Below are 23,005 nucleotides of genomic sequence, written 5' to 3' on the forward strand. Positions count from 1 at the left end.
CTGAAACGTTTTTCGCCCAACTCTTGCGAGGAGCGTTTCACATGTCCTTTACCCGCAATGCCGTATCTGTCGAGCCGCCGCTCGACGCCATCGAAGACCTTTCCCTGCTCGACACCGAACCGGTGCCGCCACGCGTTGCCGCCGCGCTGCAGGCCATGCGCGAGGGCCGTCCGGTCGTGCTGCAGGACGACCACGACCGCGAAGACGAAGCCGACCTGGTGCTCGCCGCCGAGCGCCTCACGCCCGAGACGATGGCGCTTTTCATCCGCGAATGCAGCGGCATCGTGTGCCTGTGCCTGTCCGACGAGAAGGTGCGCGCGCTCGAACTGCCGCCCATGGTCGCGCATAACGAGAGCCGCAACCGCACCGCGTTCACGGTGTCGATCGAGGCGCGCGACGGCGTGAGCACGGGCGTGTCCGCAGCCGACCGCGTGACGACGATCCGCGCGGCCATCGCCCCGAACGCACAGCCCGCCGACATCGTGCGTCCCGGCCACGTATTCCCGCTGCGCGCGCAGCCGGGCGGCGTGCTGGCGCGCCGCGGCCATACCGAAGGCACCGTCGATCTGGCCGTGCTCGCGGGTCTCGCGCCCGCCGGCGTGCTTTGCGAGCTGATGAACCCGGATGGCACGATGGCGCGCGGCCAGCAGGTCGACGATTTCGCGAAGCGGCACAACCTGCCGATGCTGACGATCGCCGAGCTGGTGGCGTTCCGCGAGGCGCTGGCGCAAGCGCGCGAGCGCTGCGTCGAGCCGGCATAAGGCGGCTGGCGCCGGGCCGGGCCGCGCTTGTGCGGTCGGCCAGGGTGCCGTGGCCATCGTTGTAGCCATCTGAGTCGCCATCACGGCGCGTGGGCTTTGCGGCCCACGCGCCGTTTGTCGTTGTGCGAGTGCGAACCTTGGCGCAGGCGTCGCGTGCCGCGTTACGGCAGCGAAGAGGCGAAGCTAGCGCTCGCCGTTAAGACTGCTGATCGCCGAATTCGCCGCGCATGCCGGCCTCGACGAGCGCAGGCAGCTCATCCATGTGCTTCATGATGCGCGTGATGCCCATCTCGCGTAGCACGTCGGCATAGCCCGACGGGATATGGCTCGCGCCGACGAACGCGATCGTCTTCATGCCGGCCGCGCGCGCGGCGTTCAGCCCCGAGAGACTGTCCTCGACGACGACGCAGCGCTCCGGCTCCACGCCGAGCTCGGAGGCCGCGTGCAGATAGACGTCCGGATAAGGCTTGGGCCGCGCGACCTGCTCGGCGCTGAAGATACGCTCGCCGAAGATCGTGTCGAGCCCGGCGCGCCGCACCGAGGCATGCACACGCGTAAGCCGGCTGTTCGAGACCACGGCGGCGGGCAGCGCGACCTGGCGCAGCGCATCGCGCACGCCATTGATCGGGCTCACCGATTCGGCGATGGCGACTTCGCAGTGGTGATCGATCGTCTCGAGAAAGTGCTCGGGCAGGGTGAGATTGAAGCGGGTGGCGACGTCGGCGAGAAAGCGCGAGGTCTGCTGGCCGAACGCCGTCGCCACGGCGGCGCGAAAGTCGATGCCGGGAAAGGTGCGGCTGAGCGTATCGAAGAGGACGTGGTCGGCAATGACTTCGCTGTCGACGAGTACGCCGTCGCAGTCGCAGATGAGATGGTCGATCATGCGCAAGACGAAAGTGCGGAAGGCGGGACAGCCGGGCCTGACGGCGGGGCCGCGTGGGCCGGCAAGGCGGGAACGCCGAAAGCGTCATGATACGTGCTTTTGCGGGCGTGGCGGCCTTCTCATGAGGCGCGCGGCGGGCGGGGGCGTGGGGCGGTTCGCGGTGTGTTCCGGGGATGAGCCGGATGGCCGTTGCGCCTCGGCCGTACGGCCAGGGTGTGGCGCGCGCCGCGCGATGCGACAATAGTCGGCGTGATCGAAACCGGTCGAAGCCAATGGAAACCAGCAGCACAAGGGGAACAGGGACAAGGGGGAACGCTATGCGTGGACTTGCGATGATCGGCGCAGCTGTGCTGGCCGTCGGCTGTGCCGGATGCGCGAATACGTCGGGGCTCATCGGCGGCTGGCGCGCGCCGCCTTTCGCCCAGTTACAGCAGGTGTGCGGCGGCCAGCAGCCCGATTACGGCGCCGACACGCAGGCCGTCTATTCGGCCGTCTACGACGCGTGGGTGGCGACCCGTCACGGCAAGCTGCCGCAGGCGCAGTTCTGCAGCTTCCAGACGGGTCTCGCGCAGCAATACGCCGCGCACGGCACGGACCCCAATGCGCAGGCGCGCAACGAATGGGTGACGTATCTGAACGAGCAGCGCGCCCAGGCACTCAGCTGGCGCGCATCGGCCGACCCGACCCTGCGCGGGGGCTGAGGGTAGCGCAACGAGAGCGGGACGAGACGTGCGGCAGCGCATGCAACGGCGAGCGTCCGCGCATAGGGCAGGGAAGAAGGGGCGTTGCCCCGCGCCGCGCGTGCACCCTTGCACGCGCAGGGCAGAAAACCGGGCGCGGAAAAAAATGGTCACGCGGGCATGAAGCGCGCGGGTCCGCGTGACCATGCACTGCAGGCGTACGTCTACAGCCGTGCGCCTGCATCGGGGAATGTCTCGACAAACCACGCTGGCGGACCATTCCCGCGTCCGCGCAGGTCGAGAAAAATCAGCAAAACGTCATGTGAAGGATCGGGCCGGCGCACGAGCGCCGCGCACCTGTCCCGTTATGAACATCGTTTGATGGCGCGCAACGCGGAGTCGCCGATTTCGGTAAGTCGCCATTGCTGGAGGCCGGAAGCGAGCCGCTCCAACTGGACGAGCTGTCGTTCGAGGAGGGCGTCGAGTTCTTCGCGTTCCATGTCGATCTGGTTGGGGGCGTCCTTCACTAGCAGCAGGGTGGCGAATTCATGCGGACTCAGCATCGTTCTCTCCATGTTGCCGCATCAGAGGTCGTCCATCGCGGCCCGCGGGGCGGCGTGACGACAATCATGCGGTGGGCGTGAGCGAAAGCCTGCAACGGCGCGAAACAGTTACCGGACGTGCGGTCCGTTTTGCTGTCGTGCATCACTCAATCCGGCAAGGTGACGACAAACAGCCCAAACGGCATCCAGCCCGGATCGGCGCCGGGGAACTGGAGTGTAGTCAACCGCCCTGCGTTGTACAAACCACACCCCGAAAATATTCTGTTTGACATTCGGCGCCTGCAGCGGCGGTCGAGCCGTGCGCGCAGATCCTTGATTTCACTTCAAGTTCTTGCCGCAGCGCGGGAATGCACGGCGATCCGGATTCCGTGCATGTGCAATGGCGCACGTGTTTCCCCATGGCGCCGATGCTATCCGTGCCGCTGCGACCTATGACCCGGGTGGTGCATCCATGCGCCGTCAAGCGGGCAGCGTGGAGGTATTCCTCGGTTTGACGGTGGGCTGGCGGTTCCTGCATGCAATGTCGCGCGCGCGTTTGCCGCGATCGGGCACTTTCCGGAGTCGTCACTCGCCGCCCCAGGCCCGCCGCATGCGGCTTTGCCGGTATCGGGCGGCAAATTGGCCCGAGAAGATGCGGAAGCAAAAGGCAGCCCGCCCCAGGTCCGTGGCGCTGAACAACGACACGACAACGTGTTCGCAAGCGCCTTACAAGTTGACTCTTCCCGGAACTGCGGCACGCGGGATCGGTCTGTGCTCTCAGACTGCAGCTTCGCGAAACAACAGCTAAGATGAAGTAATCATGGCTGGTACCTTTCACTGCGCGGCGGGCACGCAGAACCGGGTCGCCAAACCGGCGGCGCGCCGCGCGAAAGAGATACCGCTTTGGAGCACGACAGAATGCGCAACGACATTGAGCCTCGCCACGTGATGCCCTGGCGCATCGAAGATATCGACCTTACGCGGATTGACCGTCAGCATGCCCGCGCCAACGAAGACCTGATGCTGCTGCTTTGCGCGTCGTCGTTCATCGAAAGCGGCTCGGACCTCTACACGAGCAACCTCAGCGTCTTCTTCAACGGCGACCCGGAAATTTCCGGGTGGCTCAACAACGAGTGGGAGCACGAGGAACTTCAGCATGGCCGCGCGCTGAAGACCTACATCCAGTACGTGTGGCCCGAGTTCGACTGGGATACGGCATTCCACAATTTCATCGAAGAGTATTCGAAGACCTGCTCGTTCGAGGAGTTCGAGCGCACGCGCGCGCTCGAGATGGTCGCGCGCTGCGTGGTGGAGACGGGCACGGCCACGCTCTATCGCGCGATCGGCGAATGCTCGAACGAGCCGGTGCTCAAGGAAATCACCGACAACATTCGCAGCGACGAAGTGCGCCACTACAAGCACTTTTTCCGCTACTTCAAGAAGTACAACCAGGTCGAGGGTCATGGGCGCCTCGCGGTGCTCGGCGCGCTCATGCGTCGCGTGATGGAAATCAAGAACGAGGACTCGGAGATCGCCTTGCGTCACGTGTTCGCGATCCGCTATCCCGACCGCGTGAAGGATACGGCCTATAACCGCGAGCTCACGGCGCGCGTGAACAAGCTCGTGCGCCACAATCTTTCCGCCGACATGTGCGTGAAGATGCTGCTCAAGCCGCTCGACATTCCCGCGAAGATTCAGCCGAGCGTGCACTATCCGCTCGCGAAGATCACGCAGCACGTGTTCTTCCGCTAAAAGCACGCGTCGTCTCGTGCATGCGCCGTTGGGTGCGAGCAAGCCAGAAACACAAAGGCCCGCTATGCAAGCGGGCCTTTGTACGTTCGGGGGCGCGAGGCGTCGCTCGCGCGGGCGCTAATGGCGATTAACGCTCGCGCTGCCCGTTGCCGTCGCGGCGCGAGCCGCCGCCGGTGCGACCGCCCAGCAGCGCGCCGGGATTCGATTGCGACTTGCGCTGCGGACGGCCCAGCGCGCTTTCGTGCGACACGCCGCGCTGGCTTTCGCGGCGCGTATGTTCGCCGCGACCGCCCTGTGCGCCGTGATTCGCGCCTTGCTGCTTCACCGGCTTGGCAGTGCGCACGCCGTTGGGGGCGGCGGGCTTGGCTGCGCGCTGGCCGCCGTTGTTGCCCGCACCGTTACCGTTGTTACCGCCGTTGTTGTGACGATTGCCGCCACCGTCGGCTGCCTGCGCGCGGCCGCCGTCACGACCGCCTTCGCGGGCAGACTCGCGGCCACCCTCACGGTTGCCGCCACGCGCATCGCGTCCCTGCGCAGCAGGCTTGGCTGCGGCGCCATTACCCGCATTGCTGCCCGCCGCGCCGCGTCCCTGGCCTTGCCCCTGACGCTGTCCGCGACCTTGCTGCTGGCCACGACGCAGGATCGGCTCGGGCTTCGCGTTCGGGTCCGGCTCGAAGCCCGCAATGACCTCCTGCGGCACTGCGCGCTTGATGAGCTTTTCGATGTCCTTCAGGAGCTGATGCTCGTCCACGCAGACGAGCGACACCGCTTCGCCGGTCGCGCCCGCGCGGCCCGTGCGGCCGATGCGGTGCACATAGTCCTCGGGCACGTTGGGCAGATCGAAGTTGACCACGTGCGGCAACTGGTCGATGTCGATGCCGCGCGCCGCGATGTCGGTGGCCACGAGCACCTGCAGCGTGCCGTCCTTGAACTCGCTCAAGGCGCGCGTGCGGGCCGACTGGCTCTTGTTGCCGTGGATCGCGAGCGCGCTGATGCCGTCCTTCGTGAGCTGCTCGGCGAGGCGGTTCGCGCCATGTTTGGTGCGCGTGAACACGAGCACCTGGAACCAGTTGTGCTGGCGGATCAGATGCGTGAGCAGCTCGCGCTTGCGGTCGCGATCGACGGGGTAGACCTTCTGTGCAACCGTTTCCGCCGTGGTGTTGCGACGTGCGACTTCGATCAACGCGGGCGAGTCGAGCAGACTGTCGGCGAGCGCCTTGATCTCGTCGGCGAAAGTGGCCGAGAACAGCAGGTTCTGGCGCTTCGGCGGCAGCTTTGCGAGCACGCGCTTGATGTCGTGGATGAAGCCCATGTCGAGCATGCGGTCGGCTTCGTCGAGCACGAGGATCTCGAGGTGCGAGAGATCGATGGTTTTTTGCTGCATGTGATCGAGCAGACGGCCAGGCGTCGCGACCACGATATCCACGCCGCGCTTCAGGGCGTCGATCTGCGGATTGATGCCCACGCCGCCGAACATCACCGTCGACTTGAGCTTGAGGTACTTGCCGTAGGCGCGCACGCTTTCCTCGACCTGGGCGGCCAGCTCGCGCGTGGGCGTGAGAATGAGCGCGCGCACGACGCGCTTGCCGCCCGCGGCGGCCGGCATGTCCGTGAGGCGCTGCAGGATCGGCAGCGTGAAGCCGGCGGTCTTGCCGGTGCCGGTCTGCGCGCCGGCGAGCAGGTCGCCGCCGTTCAGCACGGCGGGAATGGCTTGCGACTGGATGGGCGTCGGAGTGGTGTAGCCAAGTTCGTTGACAGCACGGACCAGCGGTTCGGACAAGCCGAGAGAATCGAAAGACATAAACACCTGTTGTATTGCAGTGGCGCGAGCGGCAAGGCGCTGCCGGTTACGGCGCGGCGCGCAAAGGCGGTTGCGCCCGCTCGCGTTCATTCGGACGGCGCGCCAGTGCGCGCGCCGCGTGTCGGCGGTCTATGCAGACCCGCCTGCTGGCGTAAAGTTGCATCGCACGACCGCGGACACTGCGGCCGCCGCGCGATGGTCTTCGCATTTGCTTCGTGCGCCTGTGCCGTTCGATGGTGGTTCGAACGAGCCCCGGCGGGGTGCATCACGCGACGTAGCCCGCGACGCTCACGAATTGACAGACGCTCCCGGCGAGCACGAACAGATGCCAGATACCATGTCCGTGCCGGATGCGTTCGTCGTTGACGAAAAAATAAATGCCGACGCTATAGATGATGCCGCCTGCCAGCAGCCACGCGGTGCCGGCGGCAGGCAGGGCGCCCAGGAGCGGATGCACGGCGATCAGCGCGAGCCAGCCCATGACCACGTAGAGCACCATCGAGAGCACACGCGTGCGGCGCCCGAGCGTCAGCTCCTGCACGATCCCGAGCACGGCCAGTCCCCAGCTCACGCCGAAGAGCGACCAGCCCCACGGCCCGCGCAGCGTGACGAGCGAGAACGGAGTATAGCTGCCCGCGATCAGCAGATAGATTGCGGCATGATCGCACTTTTGCAGCACGGCCTTGATGCGCGGTCCGCGCACGCCGTGATACAGCGTGGAAATGGTATACAGCGCGCATAGCATCGCGCCGTAGACGGCGAAGCTCACGACCTTGTACGCGTCGTGATCGAGCGCCCCGAGTATCACGAGCGAAACCAGACCCGCGACCGACAGCATCGCGCCCACGAGGTGCGTAATGCTGTTCAGACGCTCACCCGCGTTCATGACGACTACTCCTTGTTCTTCTTGCCCTGCGGCGCGCCGTCTCGAAATCGCTTCGATTCCGCTTCGACTCCGGTACGCGCCTGAATCCCGCCTGGAATTCGCTTCAATCTTGCTTCAAACCGGCTTGAAACCCGCTTCCATCCAGCCTGCGCACACGCCATGCCCTAGCTGGCCAAAGCGTGCCCCAACAAAGGCGAAGGGCGCAGCCGACGGCGTTTTGCCGGCTGCGCCCTTGTCAGGCAGACGCCACTATAGCAGTAACGACCCGTATGGGGCCGCCGCAAGCGCCCAGGCGCTGACGGCGGTCGATACGGGCGAGCGTCAGTCGAGCGGCGCGGAGCGCAGATCGGCCACCTGCTGTGGGGACACCGGCGTGCCCTTGTTGCCCCACGACATGCGGATGAACGTCACCACCGCCGCCACTTCCTGGTTGGACAGCGATTGCGCGAACGGCGGCATGCCGTACGGGCGTGGATTGCCCTGCGTGCTGGGCGGATAGCCGCCGTTGAGCACCATGCGGATCGGATTCACCGCCGATTTCATCTGGATCGACTGGTTGTTCGCGAGCGGCGGGAAGTTCGGCGGCATGCCGAGGCCGTTCTCCGAGTGGCACTTTGCACACTGGTCATGGTAGATCTTCTGACCTTGCTGTAAGAGTTCGCTTCCGAACGCTTCGGACGTCTCCATCTGCATGTTCTCAGGCGCTTCCTTCTTTTGCGGGATCGTCTTGAGATACGTCGCCATCGCCTGGATATCGTCTTCAGACAGATATTGCAGACTGTTATGGATCACGTCCGCCATCGGGCCGAACACCGCGCCGCGTTCCGAGACACCGGTCTTCAGGAGGCTCTGGATGTCCTTGATGTCCCAGTCGCCGAGGCCGCCTTCGCTCGACGTGAGCGAGGGCGCATACCAGTTCTGCAGCGGGATCAGGCCGCCCGCGAACGCCGACGAGTTGACCGGCCCGCCCATCATGTTGATGGACGTATGGCACATGGCGCAGTGGCCGAGGCCCTCGACCAGATACGCGCCGCGGTTCCATTCGACCGACTTGGTCGGATCGGGCTTGTACTCGCCTTCACGGAAGAACAGCGTGCGCCAGCCGATCAGCAGGTTGCGGTTGTTGAACGGGAACTTGAGCTCGTGCGGGCGGCTCGGCACGTTCACCGGCGCGACCGAGCGCAGATACGCGTAGATCGCGTCCGAGTCGGCGCGCGAGACCTTCGTGTAGCTCGTGAACGGGAAGGCCGGATAGAGCAGGCTGCCGTCCTTCGAGCGGCCCGTGTGCATGGCGCGATAGAAGTCGTCGGAGCTCCATTTGCCGATGCCGTACTGGTCGTCGGGCGTGATGTTCGGCGTATAGAGCGTGCCGAACGGCGTCGCCATCGGCAGGCCGCCCGCGAAGGTCTTGCCGCCGCGCACCGTGTGGCAGGCGATACAGTCGCCGGCGCGGGCCAGATACTCGCCCTTCTTGATGAGATCGGACTGGTCGACGGGCGTGGCCGCCTGCGCCGAGCTGTTGCCCAGATAGTCGTTGCCGGTCCACAGCACCGGCACGAGCGCCGCGGCGGCGGTGACGATGACTGCGGACAGTGCGAACAGGGACTTGCGGTTCATATGGCTGTCTCCCCCGGCGCCTTATTGCGGTTCGCTGCCGCATGCAAGCGGCGTCTTCAACGAGCCAGCCGGTGCCGGCACGGGATTTTGCGGCGCGCTTTGCGTCGAGAGCCAGGCCGCGACCGCGTTCACGTCGTCATCGGTGAGGCGCGTGGCGACCTCATGCATGCAGTCGGGCGCCTTGGCGTGGCGCGAACCCGAGCGCCAGGCGCCGATCTGCGCGCTGATGTAGTCCGCATGCAGGCCGACGAGACCCGGAATCGCAGGCTCCATGCCGGTGAGCTTCGCGCCGTGGCAGGCCGCGCACGCGGGCACCTGTCGCGCGGCGTCGCCATGCAGCACGATCTCGCGGCCGTGCGCGAGCGTGCTGTCGCCGACCGTCGGCTTCGAAGGCGGCGGATAGGGCGGCCGCTGCTGCGAGAAGTACGTCGCGATCTCGTGCAGGTAATCGTCGGAGAGATAGGTGACCAGGTAATTCATCGGAGGGTACTTGCGGCGGCCCTCGCGAAAATTCATCAACTGGTTGTACAGATACTCCGTCGGCTTGCCGGCGAGGCGAGGGAAGTAATCGTTGTCGGTCCCCTGGCCGTGCGTGCCGTGGCACGCGGTGCAGCCCTGCACGCGCGCGGCGATCGTGTCGGGGGCTTTGGGCTGTGGGGTCTGGGCGGACGCTGTGCTGAACATTCCGGTCGTGCCGAACAGCAATGCGGCCAGGAGCGGCGCGGCGAGCGGAATGAGCGGTCTGGAGATACGTCTTGGGGACACGCGTGACTCCATTCTTTATCGTGGACCTGACCAGGCTTCGAACGACCCGGCTTCCAGGCTGCGCGCTGTTAGAACGTGAGACCGTGCGCGCTGCGGCGACGCAGCAGATTCTATCATCGAGGCCTGATAGTGACTATTTGCCGCGCGCGCCACGGAGCCGCCTGGACGGGCTTGCCGGGGACACGATTGCGGCAGAGGGTCGCAACGTCGCCGGTTATGATTCTGCACCTGTTGGCCGATCCGTGACTCGGGATTGACCCTGCTTGCGCGGACTCGCGCGTTATTGCATGCCATGCATATCGGTGAACCGATTCGCGCGGCGGCTATCGAAGCAGGCACGTCCCGAAATGGCACGCACCTCTGCGCGCCACTGCGATGGCGTGGCCGCATCCACGTCGATGTCGATTCCACCTTTGTTTTCTTGTTGTTTCCTTGCCACTCGTTTCGATGACTCCAATTGCACTTTCTCCTCCGTTGCCGCTGGCACGCGCCGCTCGCCTCGCTCCGCTTCCCGTCCGTCGTGAACGCCGGGAGGTCGCGCTCCGATGAAAGCTGACTGGCTGTGGATCGGGCAGGTCGCGATGGCCGCCCTCGTGAACATCGCCCATGCGTTTGCGCTGGGCTCGACGCTCTATGGCGCGTGGCTCGAGAAGGACGCGCGCAGCGCGGTCGCGCCCGCGCGGCCCGCATGGCTGCGCGCGCAAACATCGCTGCGGGGCGCCTCGTTCGTGCTCGTGATCGCGCTCGCCATCTGGCTGCTGTACGAAAGCGCGTCGATCAGCGGCGGCACGCTGGCCGGCTCGTTCGGCGTCGTGCCGACGGTGCTCGCGCAAACGCACGTGGGCCACGCGTGGAGCGTCGCGTTCGTGGGCGCGCTGGTGGTGCTCGCCACCGCGCTGATGCCGGCCGGTCCGCTGCGTGACGGCGTACTGTGGCTCGCACTCATTGCCACGGCCGCCGGGCGCGCGGGACTCGGCCATGCCGCCGATGCCGGATTCGCCTCGGCGGCGCTCGGCGTGCAGACGCTGCACTTGCTGAGCGCGAGCGCATGGAGCGGCATCGTGATGGCGGGCGGCCTGGCCGTGTTGCCGGCGCTGGGCGCATCGACGGCGCGCGGCGTGCTGATCCGCACCTCGGGGCAGGTCTCGAACGTAGCGCTCTTTGCCGTGGGACTCGTGCTCGCGACTGGCGTGTTCAATGCCGTGCGCGGCACCGGCGGCTCGTTCGACGCGCTCACGGCGAGCGCGTGGGGCCACGTGCTGCTCGCGAAGCTTGCACTCGTCGCGCTGGCGCTTGTGCTGGGCGGCTTCAACCGCATGGTGGCGATGCCCGAGCTGCGCCGCGCGGCGTCGACGGCTGCGGCGCGCCGCTTCGTCAACGTGCTGCATCTCGAGGCACTGGTGATGATGGCCGTGCTCATCGTCGCGGCCGTGCTGGGGCACAGCGTGCCGGGCTATGTGATGCAGGGCTGAAACGCGCAGGGCTGAAACGCCGGGCGAAGGTCGGTCACTCGTAGCCGAGCCGATGACTGAGAATGGGCGAGAAGAAGAGGGCGATGGCGCAGCCGACGGCCTTGCCCTCGAGCCCGGCGAGCGCGAGCACCGACGAAGGATGCGCGATCAGGTCGAGGAGCTGCGGCAAGCACCAGAGGATCGCGATGCCGATGAAGCTCTGCTCGACCACGAGGATGCGCCAGCCACGCGTGCACGCGACGGCGGCGACGATCACGCGCAACAGGCCAAACACGACCAGCGCGCCGACGGCGGCCTGTTCGCGGATCAGATAGTCGGGGAGCATGGCTTCCATGTGAATTCCTGCGGCCGGGTATGGGTTTTCGCAGGAATTCAGCAAGGAGCAGGCCAGAAAGGGCCAGGTTGCGCCGCGCGTTGCGCGCGGACCAGGCGCGAAGGGCGCCGGCGCCTTGCGCGGCGGGCTTTCGCGGGCGCTTTCGCTATGTGCGAAAGCGCCATTCGCCGCACGCGCCCGAAGGCGCGATGCGGCTATCGGCCCGCAAAAGGGCCTCAAACGTTACGGCGCTGAAACGCGCCGCCGCGAGAGCGTCACGTAACGCGCATCGCGCGAGCGCGCATGCGACCGATCTCCGGGCGCATCGATCCCGACTGCCGCGAGATCACCACTCGGCGACGCTGCCGTCCTCGTGACGCCACACGGGGTTGCGCCAGCGATGACCCGTCTTCGCCATCTCGCGCACCTTCTCCTCGTTGACCTCGATGCCGAGTCCCGGGCCCTGCGGAATCGACACGAAGCCGTCTTCGTACTTGAAGACCTCGGGATTGCGGATGTAGTCGAGTAGATCGTTGCCCTTGTTGTAGTGGATGCCGAGGCTTTGCTCCTGGATGAACGCGTTGTAGCTCACCGCGTCGATCTGCAGGCAGGTCGCCAGCGCGATGGGGCCGAGCGGACAATGCAGCGCGAGCGCGACGTCATAGGCCTCGGCCATCGCGGCGATCTTGCGGCACTCGGTGATGCCGCCCGCGTGCGAGGCATCGGGCTGGATGATGTCCACATAGCCGCCCGCGAGAATATGCTTGAAGTCCCAGCGCGAATACAGACGCTCGCCCAGCGCGATCGGCGTGCTGGTCTGATTGACGATGTCGCGCAGCGCTTCGACGTTCTCCGAGAGCACGGGCTCCTCGATGAACATCAGCTTGAACGGATCGAGTTCCTTCGCGAGCACCTTGGCCATCGGCTTGTGCACGCGGCCATGAAAGTCCACGCCGATGCCGACATTCGGGCCCACGGCCTCGCGCACCGCCGCGACGTTGTTGATGACGCCCTGCACCTTGTCGAAGGTGTCGATGATCTGCAGCTCTTCGGAGCCATTCATCTTGACGGCCTTGAAGCCGCGCTCGACCACGGCGCGCGCGTTGTTCGCGACATCGCTCGGACGGTCGCCGCCGATCCACGAATAGACCTTGATCTTCTCGCGCACCTGGCCGCCGAGCAGCGCGTGCACGGGCACGCCGTGATGCTTGCCCAAGATGTCCCATAGCGCCTGATCGACGCCCGCAATGGCGCTCATCGAGATCGGGCCGCCGCGATAGAAACCCGCGCGGTACATGACCTGCCAGTGGTCCTCGATGAGCAACGGGTCCTTGCCGATCAGATAGTCGGCGAGCTCGTCGACGGCGGCCGCGACCGTGTGCGCACGACCTTCGACGACAGGCTCGCCCCAGCCGACGATCCCCTCGTCCGTTTCGATCTTGAGAAAGAGCCAGCGGGGCGGTACGACGAAGGTTTCGAGCCTGGTGATTTTCATGCGGGGTCTCCGGAGGACGGGGTGGATGCGCGCGGAAAGGCAAAGCGAAGCGGTGGCGCGTCGTTAGCGCCCATGCTACTGCAAAAATCGCTTTTAAGTGCTATTAATAGTACTATTTCACATCCGCTCCCAATATCTGGGCTGGCGACTTCGAAGGAGAACGGCGATTCAACGCGATCTGCATGGAACGGTGGCATTCGAGCTCGGCAGCGCGATCCTGCGCGGCGACTACGCGCCCGCCGAAATACTTCCGCGCGAGGCCGAACTCATGGCGGCCTTCGACGTGAGCCGCACGGTGTTGCGCGAGGCGTTGCGCACGCTCACCTCGAAGGGGCTCGTGGAATCGCGGCCGAAGGTGGGCACGCGGGTGCGCGAGCGCGCGGCGTGGAACCTGCTCGACGCCGACGTGCTCGACTGGTACGCGCGCGTCGCGCCGCCGCTCGCGTTCGCGCTCAAGCTCCAGGAGATGCGCGAGATGATCGAGCCGTTCGCGGCGGGGCTTGCCGCGAGCGCGCACGACGCGGATGCGCTTGCTGCGATGGGCGACGCGCACGCCGCGATGGCGTTGGCGCGCAACGTGGACGAGTGGGTGCGCGCCGACCTGCGCTTTCACCTGGCCGTGCTGGCGGCGTGCCGCAACGAACTGCTGGTGCCGCTCGGCACGCTGATCGAGCGCACGCTCGAAGGCCAGTTGCGCGTGAACGCGAAGCGCGCGGACGTGTTCAACGCGGCGCTGCCCGACCATACGGCCGTGTTCGAGGCCATCGGCCGGCGCGACGCGCACGCGGCGAGCGCCGCGATGGCGGCGCTGCTGCGCGTGACGCGTGAGCGGATTGAGGGGTGAGGGGCGGCGGGGGGGCGATCTGAACCTGTCCCGCATCGGCAGACGGCTGAAATAGAAAAAGCCGCTGTTCCTTTCGGAACAGCGGCTTTCGCATTTGGTGGCGAATCAGGGATTCGAACCCCGGACCTGCGGATTATGATTCCGTCGCTCTAACCGACTGAGCTAATTCGCCGTAGAAGAAAGATTATGGCTATGCCCGGGCGGCCTGTCAAGAGCTATCTCCAATTTTTTCGAGGCCGACGCCGGGCCACATCGACTAAGTGACAACGAGCTCAATCCTGCGCATAGATATCCGAGTCCTTGGTCTCCTTCACGAACAGCATGCCGATCACGAAGGTCGCGAGCGCGATGATGATCGGATACCAGAGCCCCGAGTAGATATCGCCCTTGGCCGCCACGATCGCGAACGCCGTCGCGGGCAGGAAGCCGCCGAACCAGCCGTTGCCGATGTGATAGGGCAGCGACATCGACGTATAGCGAATACGCGTCGGGAACATCTCCACCAGCATCGCCGCGATTGGTCCGTACACCATCGTCACGAAGATCACGAGGATCGTGAGGACCACCACCGTCATCGGCCAGTTGAGCTGCGCGGGGTCGGCCTTGGCCGGGTAGCCCGCCGATTTCAGCGTGCCCGAGAGTGTCTTCTCGAACGTTGCGCCCGCCTCCTTCGCGCCCGCCGCCTTGCCGTCAAACGTGTCGATGGTCGTATCGCCCACCTTGATCTGCGCGAGCGTGCCCGCCGGTGCGGCCACGTTCGAGTAGTTCAGGCCCGCCTTCGAAAGCGCGCTCTTGGCGATGTCGCACGAGCTCGTGAACTTCGAGGTGCCCACCGGATTGAACTGGAACGAGCACTCGTCGGGGTTCGCGATCACCACGATCGGTGCGCGCGCCGTCGCGGCTTCGAGCGCCGGGTTCGCGTAGTGCGTGAGCGCCTTGAAGAGCGGGAAGTAGGTGAGCGCCGCGATCAGGCAGCCGGCCATGATGATCGGCTTGCGGCCGATCTTGTCCGAGAGCGCGCCGAAGAACAGGAAGAACGGTGTGCCGATCAGCAGCGCCAGCGCGATCAGGATGTTGGCGCTCGCGCCGTCGACCTTGAGCGTCTGCGTGAGGAAGAAGAGCGCGTAGAACTGGCCTGTGTACCAGACCACGGCCTGGCCCGCCGTGATGCCGATCAGCGCGAGGATCACGACCTTGAGGTTCTTCCACTGGCCGAACGCCTCGGAGAGCGGCGCCTTCGAGATCTTGCCTTCGGCCTTGATGCGCTTGAACGCCGGCGATTCGTCGAGCTGCAGGCGGATCCACACCGACACCGCGAGCAGCAGGATCGACGCGACGAACGGGATGCGCCACGCCCACGAGGCGAACTGTTCCTCGCCCACCGTCGTGCGCACGCCGAGGATCACGAGCAGCGAGAGGAACAGGCCGAGCGTCGCCGTGGTCTGGATCCACGAGGTGTAGAAGCCGCGGCGTCCGGGCGGCGCATGCTCGGCCACATAGGTGGCCGCGCCGCCGTACTCGCCGCCGAGCGCGAGGCCCTGCAAGAGGCGCATGCCGATGAAGATCACGGGCGCGGCAATGCCTATCGACGCGTAGCCGGGCAGGAAGCCCACCACGAAAGTCGAGAGACCCATGATGACGATGGTGACGAGGAACGTGTGCTTGCGGCCCACGAGATCGCCCAGGCGCCCGAACACGATTGCGCCGAACGGCCGCACCGCGAAGCCCGCCGCAAAGCCGAGCAGCGTGAAGATGAAGCCCGCGGTGGGATTCACGCCGGAGAAGAAGCTTTTGCTGATGTAGGCCGCGAGCGAGCCGGCCAGGTAGAAGTCGTACCACTCGAACACCGTGCCTAGCGACGACGCGAAGATCACGCGTTTTTCGTCGCTGGTCATCGGCGCGTGTGAGACTTGTCCGCCAACGGTTGCCATATGTGTCTCCATTTTTGATATGCCGACGTGTCTGTACGGCCCGCCCGGCCGGCGATCCTGGGCTCGTGCGGTCCTGCGGAGCATTATTGGAATGGAAACTTACGGGGTTCTGACGGCGGGGCGTCTTTTTTGCGGGGCGCTTCAGGCTTCCGATGATTTGCTAACTGTCGACAATGTGCGTCAAACGATGATCTAACGTCGCTCAATTTCATTGATTGATCGAATTCATGCGGAGCGAGTGAGCGGCGGATAAGGGTAAGTCCCATCCTCGCTTCGGGCCGCGCAGACGTCAGTTTCGGCAGGGCTGCCGTCAGCTTGCGCCGCGCAGCCGCAGCGTTACGCGCACGAGCGTGCCGGCGAGACGCGGTTCGAGTTGGTAGACGTTGTCGTCGATGGCGAGCGTGCCGCCGTGCATCGTCGCGATCTCGCGCACGATCGCGAGTCCGAGGCCGCTGCCCTCGCCGTCGCGCCCGAGGATGCGATAGAAGCGCTCGAGCACGCGCCCGCGCTCGGCCGCGGGAATGCCGATGCCGGTGTCCTCCACCTCCAGATGCACCACGTGCGCCGCGGGCTCGGGCCGCACGCGCACCGTGATGCGGCCGCCGGCGGGCGTGTAGCGGATCGCGTTGTCGATCAGGTTCGAGAGCATCTCGCGCAGCATCACGGGGTTGCCGTCGACCTGCACCGGCGCGGCGTCGCTCTGAGTGGTGGGCCCGGCATTTTCGTCGTCGGGGCCTTCGTGAGGGTCGTGACTATCGTGGCTATCGTCGTGCTTCCCGGGCATGCCGTGCTCGGGGCCTTCGTAGCCGAGGTCCATCTGCTTGGCCAGCGCAGGCTGCACCCAGTCGCGCACCGCGTGCCGGGCCACGTCGGCGATATCGACGGGGACGAAGATTTGCCCTGACATGCGGTTCTCAGCGCGCGCGAGCGCGAGCAGTTGCGTGACGAGCCGCGCGGCGTGCTCGGAGCTCGTCGCGATCTGTTCCAGCGAGCGATGCACCTCGGCGCTCGCGTCCTGGCGCAGCGCGAGCTCGGCCTGGGTGCGCAGGCCCGCGAGCGGCGTCTTCATCTGATGCGCGGCATCGGCGATGAAGCGCTTTTGCAGCTGCATGTTCTGTTCGAGGCGCGTGAGCAAGTCGTTGAACGACGTGACGAGCGGCTCGATCTCGGGCGGCGCGCGGCGCGCTTCGAGCGGCGAGAGGTCGTCGGGGCGGCGCATGCGGATGTTCGATTGCAGCGCGTGCAGGGGCGCAAGGCCGCGCGAGAGGCCGAACCAGACGAGCAGGATCGCGAGCGGCAAGATCACGAACTGCGGCAGGATCACGCCCTTGATGATGTCGTTGGCGAGCTGGCGGCGCTTGTCGAGCGTCTCGGCCACCTGCACGAGCACGGGCTGCGAGCCCGACAGATTCGGCAGCTCGACCGTCGTGTAGGCCACGCGGATGTCGATGCCATGCAGCATGTCGTCGCGGAATTCCACGAGGCCCGCGGGCGGCCGGTCTTCGTCGCGCGGCAGCGGCATTTCGCGATCGCCGCCCACCAGCTCGCCCCGGCTGCCGAGCACCTGGTAGAACACGCTGTCGACATTGTCGGCGCGCAGGAAGTCGCGCGTGGAGTCGGGCAGCGAGAGTTCGGCCACGCCGTTGACCGGATGGATCTGGCGCGCGAGCACGTAGGCGTCGGTTTCGAGTGCGCGGTCGAACGGGCCGTTGGCGATCGACTTGGCCACCAGATAGGTGACCGCGATGCTCATCGGCCAGAGCAGCAGGAGCGGCGCGAGCATCCAGTCGAGGATCTCGCCGAACAGCGAGCGCGGGCGTGTCGCGGCGGCTTCGGCTTCGTCGGGCGGGGCGAAGGGATTGGCGTAGCGGGCGTCGCGCGCTTCGTCGTCGAGCGCGCCAGCTTCGGCGGCGGCCTGCGCGGCGGACAGCGGCGCGGAGCGTGCGGCGGGAGCGGGCTCGGCCATCGTCGCACCTGGCTATTTGTAGTAGTGGCTGGCCGGCATGGCGGGCGGCGCTGCGGCGCCCGGCGCGTTAGCGCCCGATGCGGTGGTGCCTGGCGTATCGACGCCCGACGTACCGACGCCCGATGCCTCGGAGCGCGCCGCCGTCGCGGAATTTGCCGCGGCCGGCGCGGTCGCGTTCGCCGGATTCGCTTCCTTTTCGAGGCAATACCCGAGCCCGCGCACGGTCACGATGCGCACGCCGCCGGCTTCGAGCTTTTTGCGCAGCCGGTGCACGTAGACCTCGATCGCGTTGTTGCTGACTTCCTCGCCCCATTCGCACAGATGGTCGACGAGCTGCTCCTTCGAGACGAGCCGTCCGAGCCGCTGCAGCAGCACTTCGAGCACGCCGAGCTCGCGCGCCGAGAGATCGAGCACCTGGTCGTGGATGCGCGCCACGCGCCCGACCTGGTCGAACGCGAGCGCGCCGTGGCGCACGACCGTGGGGCCGCCGCCCGCGCCGCGCCGCGTGAGCGCGCGCACGCGCGCTTCGAGCTCGTTGAGCGCGAAGGGCTTGGCCATGTAGTCGTCGGCGCCGAGGTCGAGGCCTTTCACGCGTTCGTCCACGCTGTCGGCGGCGGTGAGGATCAGGACAGGGAGGTTGGAATTGCGCGCGCGCAAGCGGCGCAGCACTTCGAGGCCCGGCATTTTCGGCAGGCCCAGATCGAGGATCAGGAGGTCGAACGACTGCATCGACAAGGCCGTATCGGCGTCCACGCCATGACGCACGTGATCGACGGCATAGCCCGATTGGCGGAGTGATCGGACGAGGCCGTCCGCGAGTATGCTGTCGTCTTCGGCAATGAGAATTCGCATGATGCGCCAGCGTCGCCCTCGAAGCGTTTTGCAGCCCGCGCTTCGCTGCCTGGTTCACGCTTCGCGATGCGCGTAGCGCTCCTGGCAGGGGGCGAGCCCGGGCAGCATCGGGCGGCGGTCTCCGAAAATTCGCGGTTCTGGCATGCGGGTCCGCAAAAAACGCGCTTGCCAAAACTACTGTTTTTTTATACAGTGTCTGCGTTCACGTATATGCGCACGAAAGCACGCGCGCATCGTCACCAGACGCCGTTCATCATAGCAAAGGACGATTCATGGAAGATAGCAAGAAAGGCTCGGCTGGGCTGACTGCTGAAAAGAGCAAGGCGCTGGCCGCCGCGCTCGCGCAGATCGAAAAGCAGTTCGGCAAAGGGTCGATCATGCGACTCGGCGATGGCGACGCGGTCGAAGACATCCAGGTGGTCTCCACCGGTTCGCTCGGCCTTGACATCGCGCTCGGCGTGGGCGGCCTGCCGCGCGGCCGGGTGGTCGAGATCTACGGTCCGGAATCGTCGGGCAAGACCACGCTCACGCTGCAGGTGATCGCCGAATTGCAGAAGCTCGGCGGCACGGCGGCATTCATCGACGCGGAACACGCGCTCGACGTGCAGTACGCCTCGAAGCTTGGCGTGAACGTGCCCGAACTGCTCATCTCGCAGCCGGACACGGGCGAGCAGGCGCTCGAAATCACCGACGCGCTGGTGCGCTCGGGCTCGATCGACATGATCGTGATCGATTCGGTGGCGGCGCTCGTGCCGAAGGCCGAAATCGAAGGCGAAATGGGCGATTCGCTGCCGGGTCTGCAGGCGCGTCTGATGTCGCAGGCGCTGCGCAAGCTCACCGGCACGATCAAGAAGACGAACTGCATGGTGATCTTCATCAACCAGATCCGTATGAAGATCGGCGTGATGTTCGGCAACCCGGAAACCACCACGGGCGGCAACGCGCTCAAGTTCTACTCGTCGGTGCGTCTGGACATTCGCCGTATCGGTTCGATCAAGAAGAACGACGAAGTGATCGGCAGCGAAACGCGCGTGAAGGTCGTGAAGAACAAGGTCTCGCCGCCGTTCCGCGAAGCCGTGTTCGACATTCTCTACGGCGAAGGCATCTCGCGTCAGGGCGAAATTATCGACCTGGGCGTGCAAGCCAAGATCGTCGACAAGGCGGGTGCGTGGTACAGCTATAACGGCGAGCGTATCGGTCAGGGCAAGGACAACGCGCGCGAATTCCTGCGTGAGAACGCCGACATCGCCCGCGAGATCGAAAACCGCATCCGCGAATCGCTGGGCGTGAGCGTGATGCCGGACGGCGTCAACGATTCCGGCGAAGTGGAAGTCGCGGGCGAAGAATAAGTCCCGAAGTCGGCGCCAGGGAGTCAGCACTATCGTGATGCGTAAGGGCGGGTCAGCCTCGGTGCCGCGTGGGGTTTCAACTTCGGTTGCAACTTCAGTTTCAGCTGCGGATTCAGCTTCGGCGGCAACGTCTCCGGCTTCGGACGAGGCGGAACACCCGCGTGAGGCGCGGCGCACCACGCGCCGCGCTGCTGCGCAACGTAGCGACACACCAGGCAGCGACACACCACGCACCGACACGCAAAGCCGCGACGCCCATGCGGGCGCTCGCGGCTTTGCGCATTCAGCGCCACACGATCTGGACGACGAAGGGGGGGCGGTATTCGAAGTGCCGTTCGAGGCATTTTTCGATGCGCCCGCTGATGCTTCGTCCGGGGCACCGCGCGCAACCCGTCGCGGAGCACAACGCGAAGCCCGGTTCGAAACGCATTTCGAAGCGCAGCGCGAAGAACACGAAGAAGCCCACGAAAGAGCACACGAAGAATCCGCGCCGCAAGCCGACCGCTTCGAGCGCACCTCCACCTCGCGAATGTCGCGCAACGCGCGCAAGACCGAAGCATCGGGCAAGCAGCGTCCCGAGCGCTCGCTCAAGGGTCGTGCACTCGGCTATCTCTCGCGCCGCGAATACAGCCGCGCCGAGCTTTCGCGCAAGCTCATGCCCTACACCGAAAACGCCGACGAACTCGAAGCGCTGCTCGACGCGCTCGAACGCGAAGGCTGGTTATCCGACGCCCGTTTCGCGGAAAGCGTCGTGTATCGCCGCGCCGCGCGCGTCGGGGCGGGGCGTATCGTCAGCGAACTCAAGCGCCATGCCGTCGGCGAGGCGCTCATCGAAGAAGTGAACGCGCAACTGCGCGAGACCGAACTCACGCGCGCCCGCGCCGTCTGGCAGAAGAAATATGGTCAACTGCCCGAGACGCCCGCCGAGCGCGCGCGTCAGGCCCGCTTTCTGGCCGCGCGCGGCTTTTCGATGTCGATCATCGGCAAGATTCTGAAGGGCATCGAGGACAGCTTCGAAGGCGAGTGACCGGAAAACCGATCCAGTTGCCTCGGAAACGGCTTGCCGCCAAGCCCCGGCGGGCGCTGTGGGTTCGCCGCTGTCTCAAATACCCGGTATGCTAAAATCGAGAGGTTTTCCTGTCCGGTTTGACCTTCAGCATGCCGCTTCCTCCGCCAGCGCCTCGCCAGTTGCGTCATCAGCGCGCTATTCAGGCGGTCGCCTATGAGCGCGAAGACGGCTTGTGGGACATCGACGCGTGCCTGACCGATCACAAGCCACGCGACGTGCCGCTCGCCGCCGGTGTCCGGCCCAACGGTTTGCCGATCCATGAACTCTGGCTCCGCATTACGATCGATCGCAAGCTCAACGTCGTCGACGCCCAGGCGTCGTCCGACTGGGTCCCCTACGACGGTCAGTGCCAGAACGCCAATCCCGCCTATCGGGCCCTTATCGGGCTCAATCTCCTGCAAAATTTCCGCCGCGAAGCGGGCCGGCTGCTCGGCGGCACCGCCGGCTGCACGCACCTCACCGAAATGCTGGGCGTGCTGCCGACTGTCGCTGTCCAGGCGTTTGTCGGAGCGGTGTGGACTACATCGAACGGCACGCTCGGCGAAGCGTCCGTACCGGAGCTCAGCAAGACCGCCGACGGCGAAGCCGCCGGCGAAAAGCCGCCTTTCCAGCTCGGCCGCTGCCACGCGCTGCGGTTCGACGGCGAGGCGGTCAAGCAGTTTTATCCGCGCTGGTATGGCCACGCGCCGCGTTCAATAGAGCGCAGCGCGCAAGCCGCCAGCGTGCGCGACAACCCAGGCCCGAGCCACGAGGGCAAGGCCGACGTTCTCGCGCATGAATAACAACAGCGGAAACGAAGTTCACTCCAACTCTCAGACTGAAGGAATCACGCATGAAGATTCACGAGTACCAGGGTAAGGAAATCCTGCGGAAATTCGGCGTCGCGGTACCGCGCGGCAAGCCGGTGTTTTCGGTGGATGACGCGGTCAAGGCCGCTGAAGAGCTGGGCGGCCCGGTGTGGGTCGTCAAGGCGCAGATTCACGCGGGCGGTCGCGGCAAGGGCGGCGGCGTGAAGGTGGCGAAGACGCTGGAGCAGGTCCGCGAATACGCGAGCCAGATCCTCGGCATGCAACTCGTCACGCACCAGACCGGTCCGGAAGGCCAGAAGGTCAACCGTCTGCTGATCGAAGAAGGCGCCGACATCAAGCAGGAACTGTATGTCAGCCTCGTCGTCGATCGCGTGTCGCAAAAGATCGTTCTGATGGGTTCGAGCGAAGGCGGCATGGACATCGAAGAAGTCGCCGAAAAGCATCCGGAACTGATCCACAAGGTCATCGTCGATCCGAACACGGGTCTGCTCGACTCGCAGGCCGACGACCTCGCCGCGAAGATCGGCGTGCCGGCTGCCTCGATTCCGCAAGCGCGTGAAATCCTGAAGGGCCTGTACAAGGCATTCTGGGAAACCGACGCGTCGCTCGCTGAAATCAACCCGCTGAACGTCACGGGCGACGGCAAGGTCATCGCACTCGACGCGAAGTTCAACTTCGACTCGAACGCGCTGTTCCGCCATCCGGAAATCGTCGCTTACCGCGATCTGGACGAAGAAGATCCGGCCGAAATCGAAGCCTCGAAGTTCGACCTCGCGTACATCTCGCTCGACGGCAACATCGGCTGTCTCGTGAACGGCGCAGGCCTCGCGATGGCGACGATGGACACCATCAAGCTGTTCGGCGGCGAGCCGGCGAACTTCCTCGACGTGGGCGGTGGCGCCACGACCGAGAAGGTCACCGAAGCGTTCAAGCTCATGCTCAAGAACCCGGGCCTGAAGGCGATCCTCGTGAACATCTTCGGCGGCATCATGCGCTGCGACGTGATCGCGGAAGGCGTGATCGCGGCTTCGAAGGCCGTCGACCTGAAGGTGCCGCTCGTCGTGCGCATGAAGGGCACGAACGAGGACCTCGGCAAGAAGATGCTGGCCGATTCGGGCCTGCCGATCATCTCGGCAGACAGCATGGAAGAGGCCGCGCAGAAGGTTGTCGCGGCTGCCGAAGGCAAGTAATTTTCACCGGATACGAATGGCGGCTTGC

At 65.7% G+C, this 23,005-nt stretch carries 20 protein-coding genes and 1 tRNA gene; 9 read left to right on the top strand and 12 right to left on the bottom strand.

Annotated elements, in window-relative coordinates; translation table 11 throughout:
- The first annotated feature begins 41 nt into the window (after window positions 1-41).
- On the top strand, window positions 42-761 hold the full coding sequence (gene ribB, locus U5775_RS20240) for a 3,4-dihydroxy-2-butanone-4-phosphate synthase (protein WP_322059872.1): 720 nt from the start codon (window positions 42-44) through the stop codon (window positions 759-761).
- Between the two features lie 196 nt (window positions 762-957).
- Here the strand turns inward: ribB and U5775_RS20245 are convergent, their stop codons facing one another.
- Window positions 958-1,644, bottom strand: coding sequence for an HAD family hydrolase (locus U5775_RS20245; protein ID WP_322059873.1), 687 nt, complete (start codon window positions 1,642-1,644; stop codon window positions 958-960).
- A 332-nt stretch (window positions 1,645-1,976) separates the two neighbouring features.
- Here U5775_RS20245 and U5775_RS20250 point away from each other — a divergent pair, with 332 nt between their 5' ends.
- A complete protein-coding gene (locus tag U5775_RS20250; protein ID WP_415913612.1) occupies window positions 1,977-2,345 on the top strand; it encodes a hypothetical protein in 369 nt (122 codons plus the stop codon).
- Window positions 2,346-2,689: 344 nt separating this feature from the next.
- On the opposite strand, the gene U5775_RS20255 is transcribed toward U5775_RS20250, so the two are convergent.
- A complete protein-coding gene (locus tag U5775_RS20255; RefSeq protein ID WP_027817889.1) occupies window positions 2,690-2,887 on the bottom strand; it encodes a hypothetical protein in 198 nt (65 codons plus the stop codon).
- 927 nt (window positions 2,888-3,814) lie between these two features.
- Between U5775_RS20255 and U5775_RS20260 the strand changes: the two genes are divergently transcribed.
- Entirely contained in the window at window positions 3,815-4,618 is an 804-nt protein-coding gene (locus U5775_RS20260; protein WP_322059936.1) for a ferritin-like domain-containing protein, read from the top strand.
- 127 nt (window positions 4,619-4,745) lie between these two features.
- Here the strand turns inward: U5775_RS20260 and U5775_RS20265 are convergent, their stop codons facing one another.
- The 4 genes from U5775_RS20265 to U5775_RS20280 form a co-directional block, all read right to left on the bottom strand.
- The gene (locus U5775_RS20265; protein ID WP_322059875.1) at window positions 4,746-6,419 is read right to left on the bottom strand and encodes a DEAD/DEAH box helicase; all 1,674 of its coding nucleotides are present in this window, start codon (window positions 6,417-6,419) and stop codon (window positions 4,746-4,748) included.
- A gap of 265 nt (window positions 6,420-6,684) precedes the next feature.
- On the bottom strand, window positions 6,685-7,305 hold the full coding sequence (gene trhA / locus U5775_RS20270) for a PAQR family membrane homeostasis protein TrhA (protein ID WP_322059876.1): 621 nt from the start codon (window positions 7,303-7,305) through the stop codon (window positions 6,685-6,687).
- A gap of 321 nt (window positions 7,306-7,626) precedes the next feature.
- On the bottom strand, window positions 7,627-8,922 hold the full coding sequence (locus tag U5775_RS20275) for a cytochrome c (RefSeq protein ID WP_322059877.1): 1,296 nt from the start codon (window positions 8,920-8,922) through the stop codon (window positions 7,627-7,629).
- 21 nt (window positions 8,923-8,943) lie between these two features.
- On the bottom strand, window positions 8,944-9,699 hold the full coding sequence (locus U5775_RS20280; protein ID WP_322059878.1) for a c-type cytochrome: 756 nt from the start codon (window positions 9,697-9,699) through the stop codon (window positions 8,944-8,946).
- Window positions 9,700-10,232: 533 nt separating this feature from the next.
- On the opposite strand from U5775_RS20280, the gene U5775_RS20285 reads away from it, so the two are divergent.
- Entirely contained in the window at window positions 10,233-11,159 is a 927-nt protein-coding gene (locus U5775_RS20285) for a CopD family protein (RefSeq protein ID WP_322059879.1), read from the top strand.
- A gap of 34 nt (window positions 11,160-11,193) precedes the next feature.
- Here U5775_RS20285 and U5775_RS20290 read toward each other — a convergent pair whose 3' ends face one another.
- Entirely contained in the window at window positions 11,194-11,493 is a 300-nt protein-coding gene (locus U5775_RS20290; protein WP_322059880.1) for a hypothetical protein, read from the bottom strand.
- A gap of 325 nt (window positions 11,494-11,818) precedes the next feature.
- Window positions 11,819-12,967, bottom strand: a complete 1,149-nt coding sequence (gene dgoD, locus U5775_RS20295) for a galactonate dehydratase (RefSeq protein WP_322059881.1) — start codon at window positions 12,965-12,967, stop codon at window positions 11,819-11,821.
- A 136-nt stretch (window positions 12,968-13,103) separates the two neighbouring features.
- On the opposite strand from dgoD, the gene U5775_RS20300 reads away from it, so the two are divergent.
- Entirely contained in the window at window positions 13,104-13,811 is a 708-nt protein-coding gene (locus U5775_RS20300) for a FadR/GntR family transcriptional regulator (RefSeq protein ID WP_322059937.1), read from the top strand.
- A 95-nt stretch (window positions 13,812-13,906) separates the two neighbouring features.
- Here U5775_RS20300 and U5775_RS20305 read toward each other — a convergent pair.
- The 4 genes from U5775_RS20305 to U5775_RS20320 form a co-directional block, all read right to left on the bottom strand.
- Window positions 13,907-13,983, bottom strand: a tRNA-Met gene (locus U5775_RS20305).
- Between the two features lie 100 nt (window positions 13,984-14,083).
- Window positions 14,084-15,742 carry an MFS transporter gene (locus U5775_RS20310; RefSeq protein ID WP_322059882.1) on the bottom strand — a complete coding sequence of 553 codons (1,659 nt, stop codon included), beginning with the start codon at window positions 15,740-15,742 and terminating at the stop codon, window positions 14,084-14,086.
- Window positions 15,743-16,052: 310 nt separating this feature from the next.
- Window positions 16,053-17,708 carry a sensor histidine kinase gene (locus tag U5775_RS20315; protein WP_322059883.1) on the bottom strand — a complete coding sequence of 552 codons (1,656 nt, stop codon included), beginning with the start codon at window positions 17,706-17,708 and terminating at the stop codon, window positions 16,053-16,055.
- Between the two features lie 12 nt (window positions 17,709-17,720).
- Window positions 17,721-18,560 carry a response regulator transcription factor gene (locus tag U5775_RS20320; protein ID WP_322059884.1) on the bottom strand — a complete coding sequence of 280 codons (840 nt, stop codon included), beginning with the start codon at window positions 18,558-18,560 and terminating at the stop codon, window positions 17,721-17,723.
- Window positions 18,561-18,832: 272 nt separating this feature from the next.
- Here U5775_RS20320 and recA point away from each other — a divergent pair, with 272 nt between their 5' ends.
- The 4 genes from recA (at window position 18,833) to sucC (ending at window position 22,977) form a co-directional block, all read left to right on the top strand.
- Entirely contained in the window at window positions 18,833-19,909 is a 1,077-nt protein-coding gene (gene recA, locus U5775_RS20325) for a recombinase RecA (protein ID WP_322059885.1), read from the top strand.
- 61 nt (window positions 19,910-19,970) lie between these two features.
- Window positions 19,971-20,936, top strand: a complete 966-nt coding sequence (gene recX, locus U5775_RS20330; protein ID WP_415913616.1) for a recombination regulator RecX — start codon at window positions 19,971-19,973, stop codon at window positions 20,934-20,936.
- A 131-nt stretch (window positions 20,937-21,067) separates the two neighbouring features.
- Entirely contained in the window at window positions 21,068-21,760 is a 693-nt protein-coding gene (locus U5775_RS20335) for a DUF2889 domain-containing protein (RefSeq protein WP_322059886.1), read from the top strand.
- Between the two features lie 50 nt (window positions 21,761-21,810).
- Entirely contained in the window at window positions 21,811-22,977 is a 1,167-nt protein-coding gene (gene sucC / locus U5775_RS20340; RefSeq protein WP_322059887.1) for an ADP-forming succinate--CoA ligase subunit beta, read from the top strand.
- Window positions 22,978-23,005: the final 28 nt, after the last annotated feature.

The organism is Paraburkholderia sp. J63 (assembly GCF_905220245.1).
Taxonomy (GTDB): domain Bacteria; phylum Pseudomonadota; class Gammaproteobacteria; order Burkholderiales; family Burkholderiaceae; genus Paraburkholderia.

Coding starts and splice junctions, on each gene's coding strand:
- ribB (WP_322059872.1), top strand. CDS start 42: ATGTCCTTTACCCGCAATGCCGTATCTGTCGAGCCGCCGCTCGACGCC.
- U5775_RS20245 (WP_322059873.1), bottom strand. CDS start 1,644: ATGATCGACCATCTCATCTGCGACTGCGACGGCGTACTCGTCGACAGC.
- U5775_RS20250 (WP_415913612.1), top strand. CDS start 1,977: ATGATCGGCGCAGCTGTGCTGGCCGTCGGCTGTGCCGGATGCGCGAAT.
- U5775_RS20255 (WP_027817889.1), bottom strand. CDS start 2,887: ATGCTGAGTCCGCATGAATTCGCCACCCTGCTGCTAGTGAAGGACGCC.
- U5775_RS20260 (WP_322059936.1), top strand. CDS start 3,815: ATGCCCTGGCGCATCGAAGATATCGACCTTACGCGGATTGACCGTCAG.
- U5775_RS20265 (WP_322059875.1), bottom strand. CDS start 6,419: ATGTCTTTCGATTCTCTCGGCTTGTCCGAACCGCTGGTCCGTGCTGTC.
- trhA (WP_322059876.1), bottom strand. CDS start 7,305: ATGAACGCGGGTGAGCGTCTGAACAGCATTACGCACCTCGTGGGCGCG.
- U5775_RS20275 (WP_322059877.1), bottom strand. CDS start 8,922: ATGAACCGCAAGTCCCTGTTCGCACTGTCCGCAGTCATCGTCACCGCC.
- U5775_RS20280 (WP_322059878.1), bottom strand. CDS start 9,699: ATGGAGTCACGCGTGTCCCCAAGACGTATCTCCAGACCGCTCATTCCG.
- U5775_RS20285 (WP_322059879.1), top strand. CDS start 10,233: ATGAAAGCTGACTGGCTGTGGATCGGGCAGGTCGCGATGGCCGCCCTC.
- U5775_RS20290 (WP_322059880.1), bottom strand. CDS start 11,493: ATGGAAGCCATGCTCCCCGACTATCTGATCCGCGAACAGGCCGCCGTC.
- dgoD (WP_322059881.1), bottom strand. CDS start 12,967: ATGAAAATCACCAGGCTCGAAACCTTCGTCGTACCGCCCCGCTGGCTC.
- U5775_RS20310 (WP_322059882.1), bottom strand. CDS start 15,742: ATGGCAACCGTTGGCGGACAAGTCTCACACGCGCCGATGACCAGCGAC.
- U5775_RS20315 (WP_322059883.1), bottom strand. CDS start 17,708: ATGGCCGAGCCCGCTCCCGCCGCACGCTCCGCGCCGCTGTCCGCCGCG.
- U5775_RS20320 (WP_322059884.1), bottom strand. CDS start 18,560: ATGCGAATTCTCATTGCCGAAGACGACAGCATACTCGCGGACGGCCTC.
- recA (WP_322059885.1), top strand. CDS start 18,833: ATGGAAGATAGCAAGAAAGGCTCGGCTGGGCTGACTGCTGAAAAGAGC.
- U5775_RS20335 (WP_322059886.1), top strand. CDS start 21,068: ATGCCGCTTCCTCCGCCAGCGCCTCGCCAGTTGCGTCATCAGCGCGCT.
- sucC (WP_322059887.1), top strand. CDS start 21,811: ATGAAGATTCACGAGTACCAGGGTAAGGAAATCCTGCGGAAATTCGGC.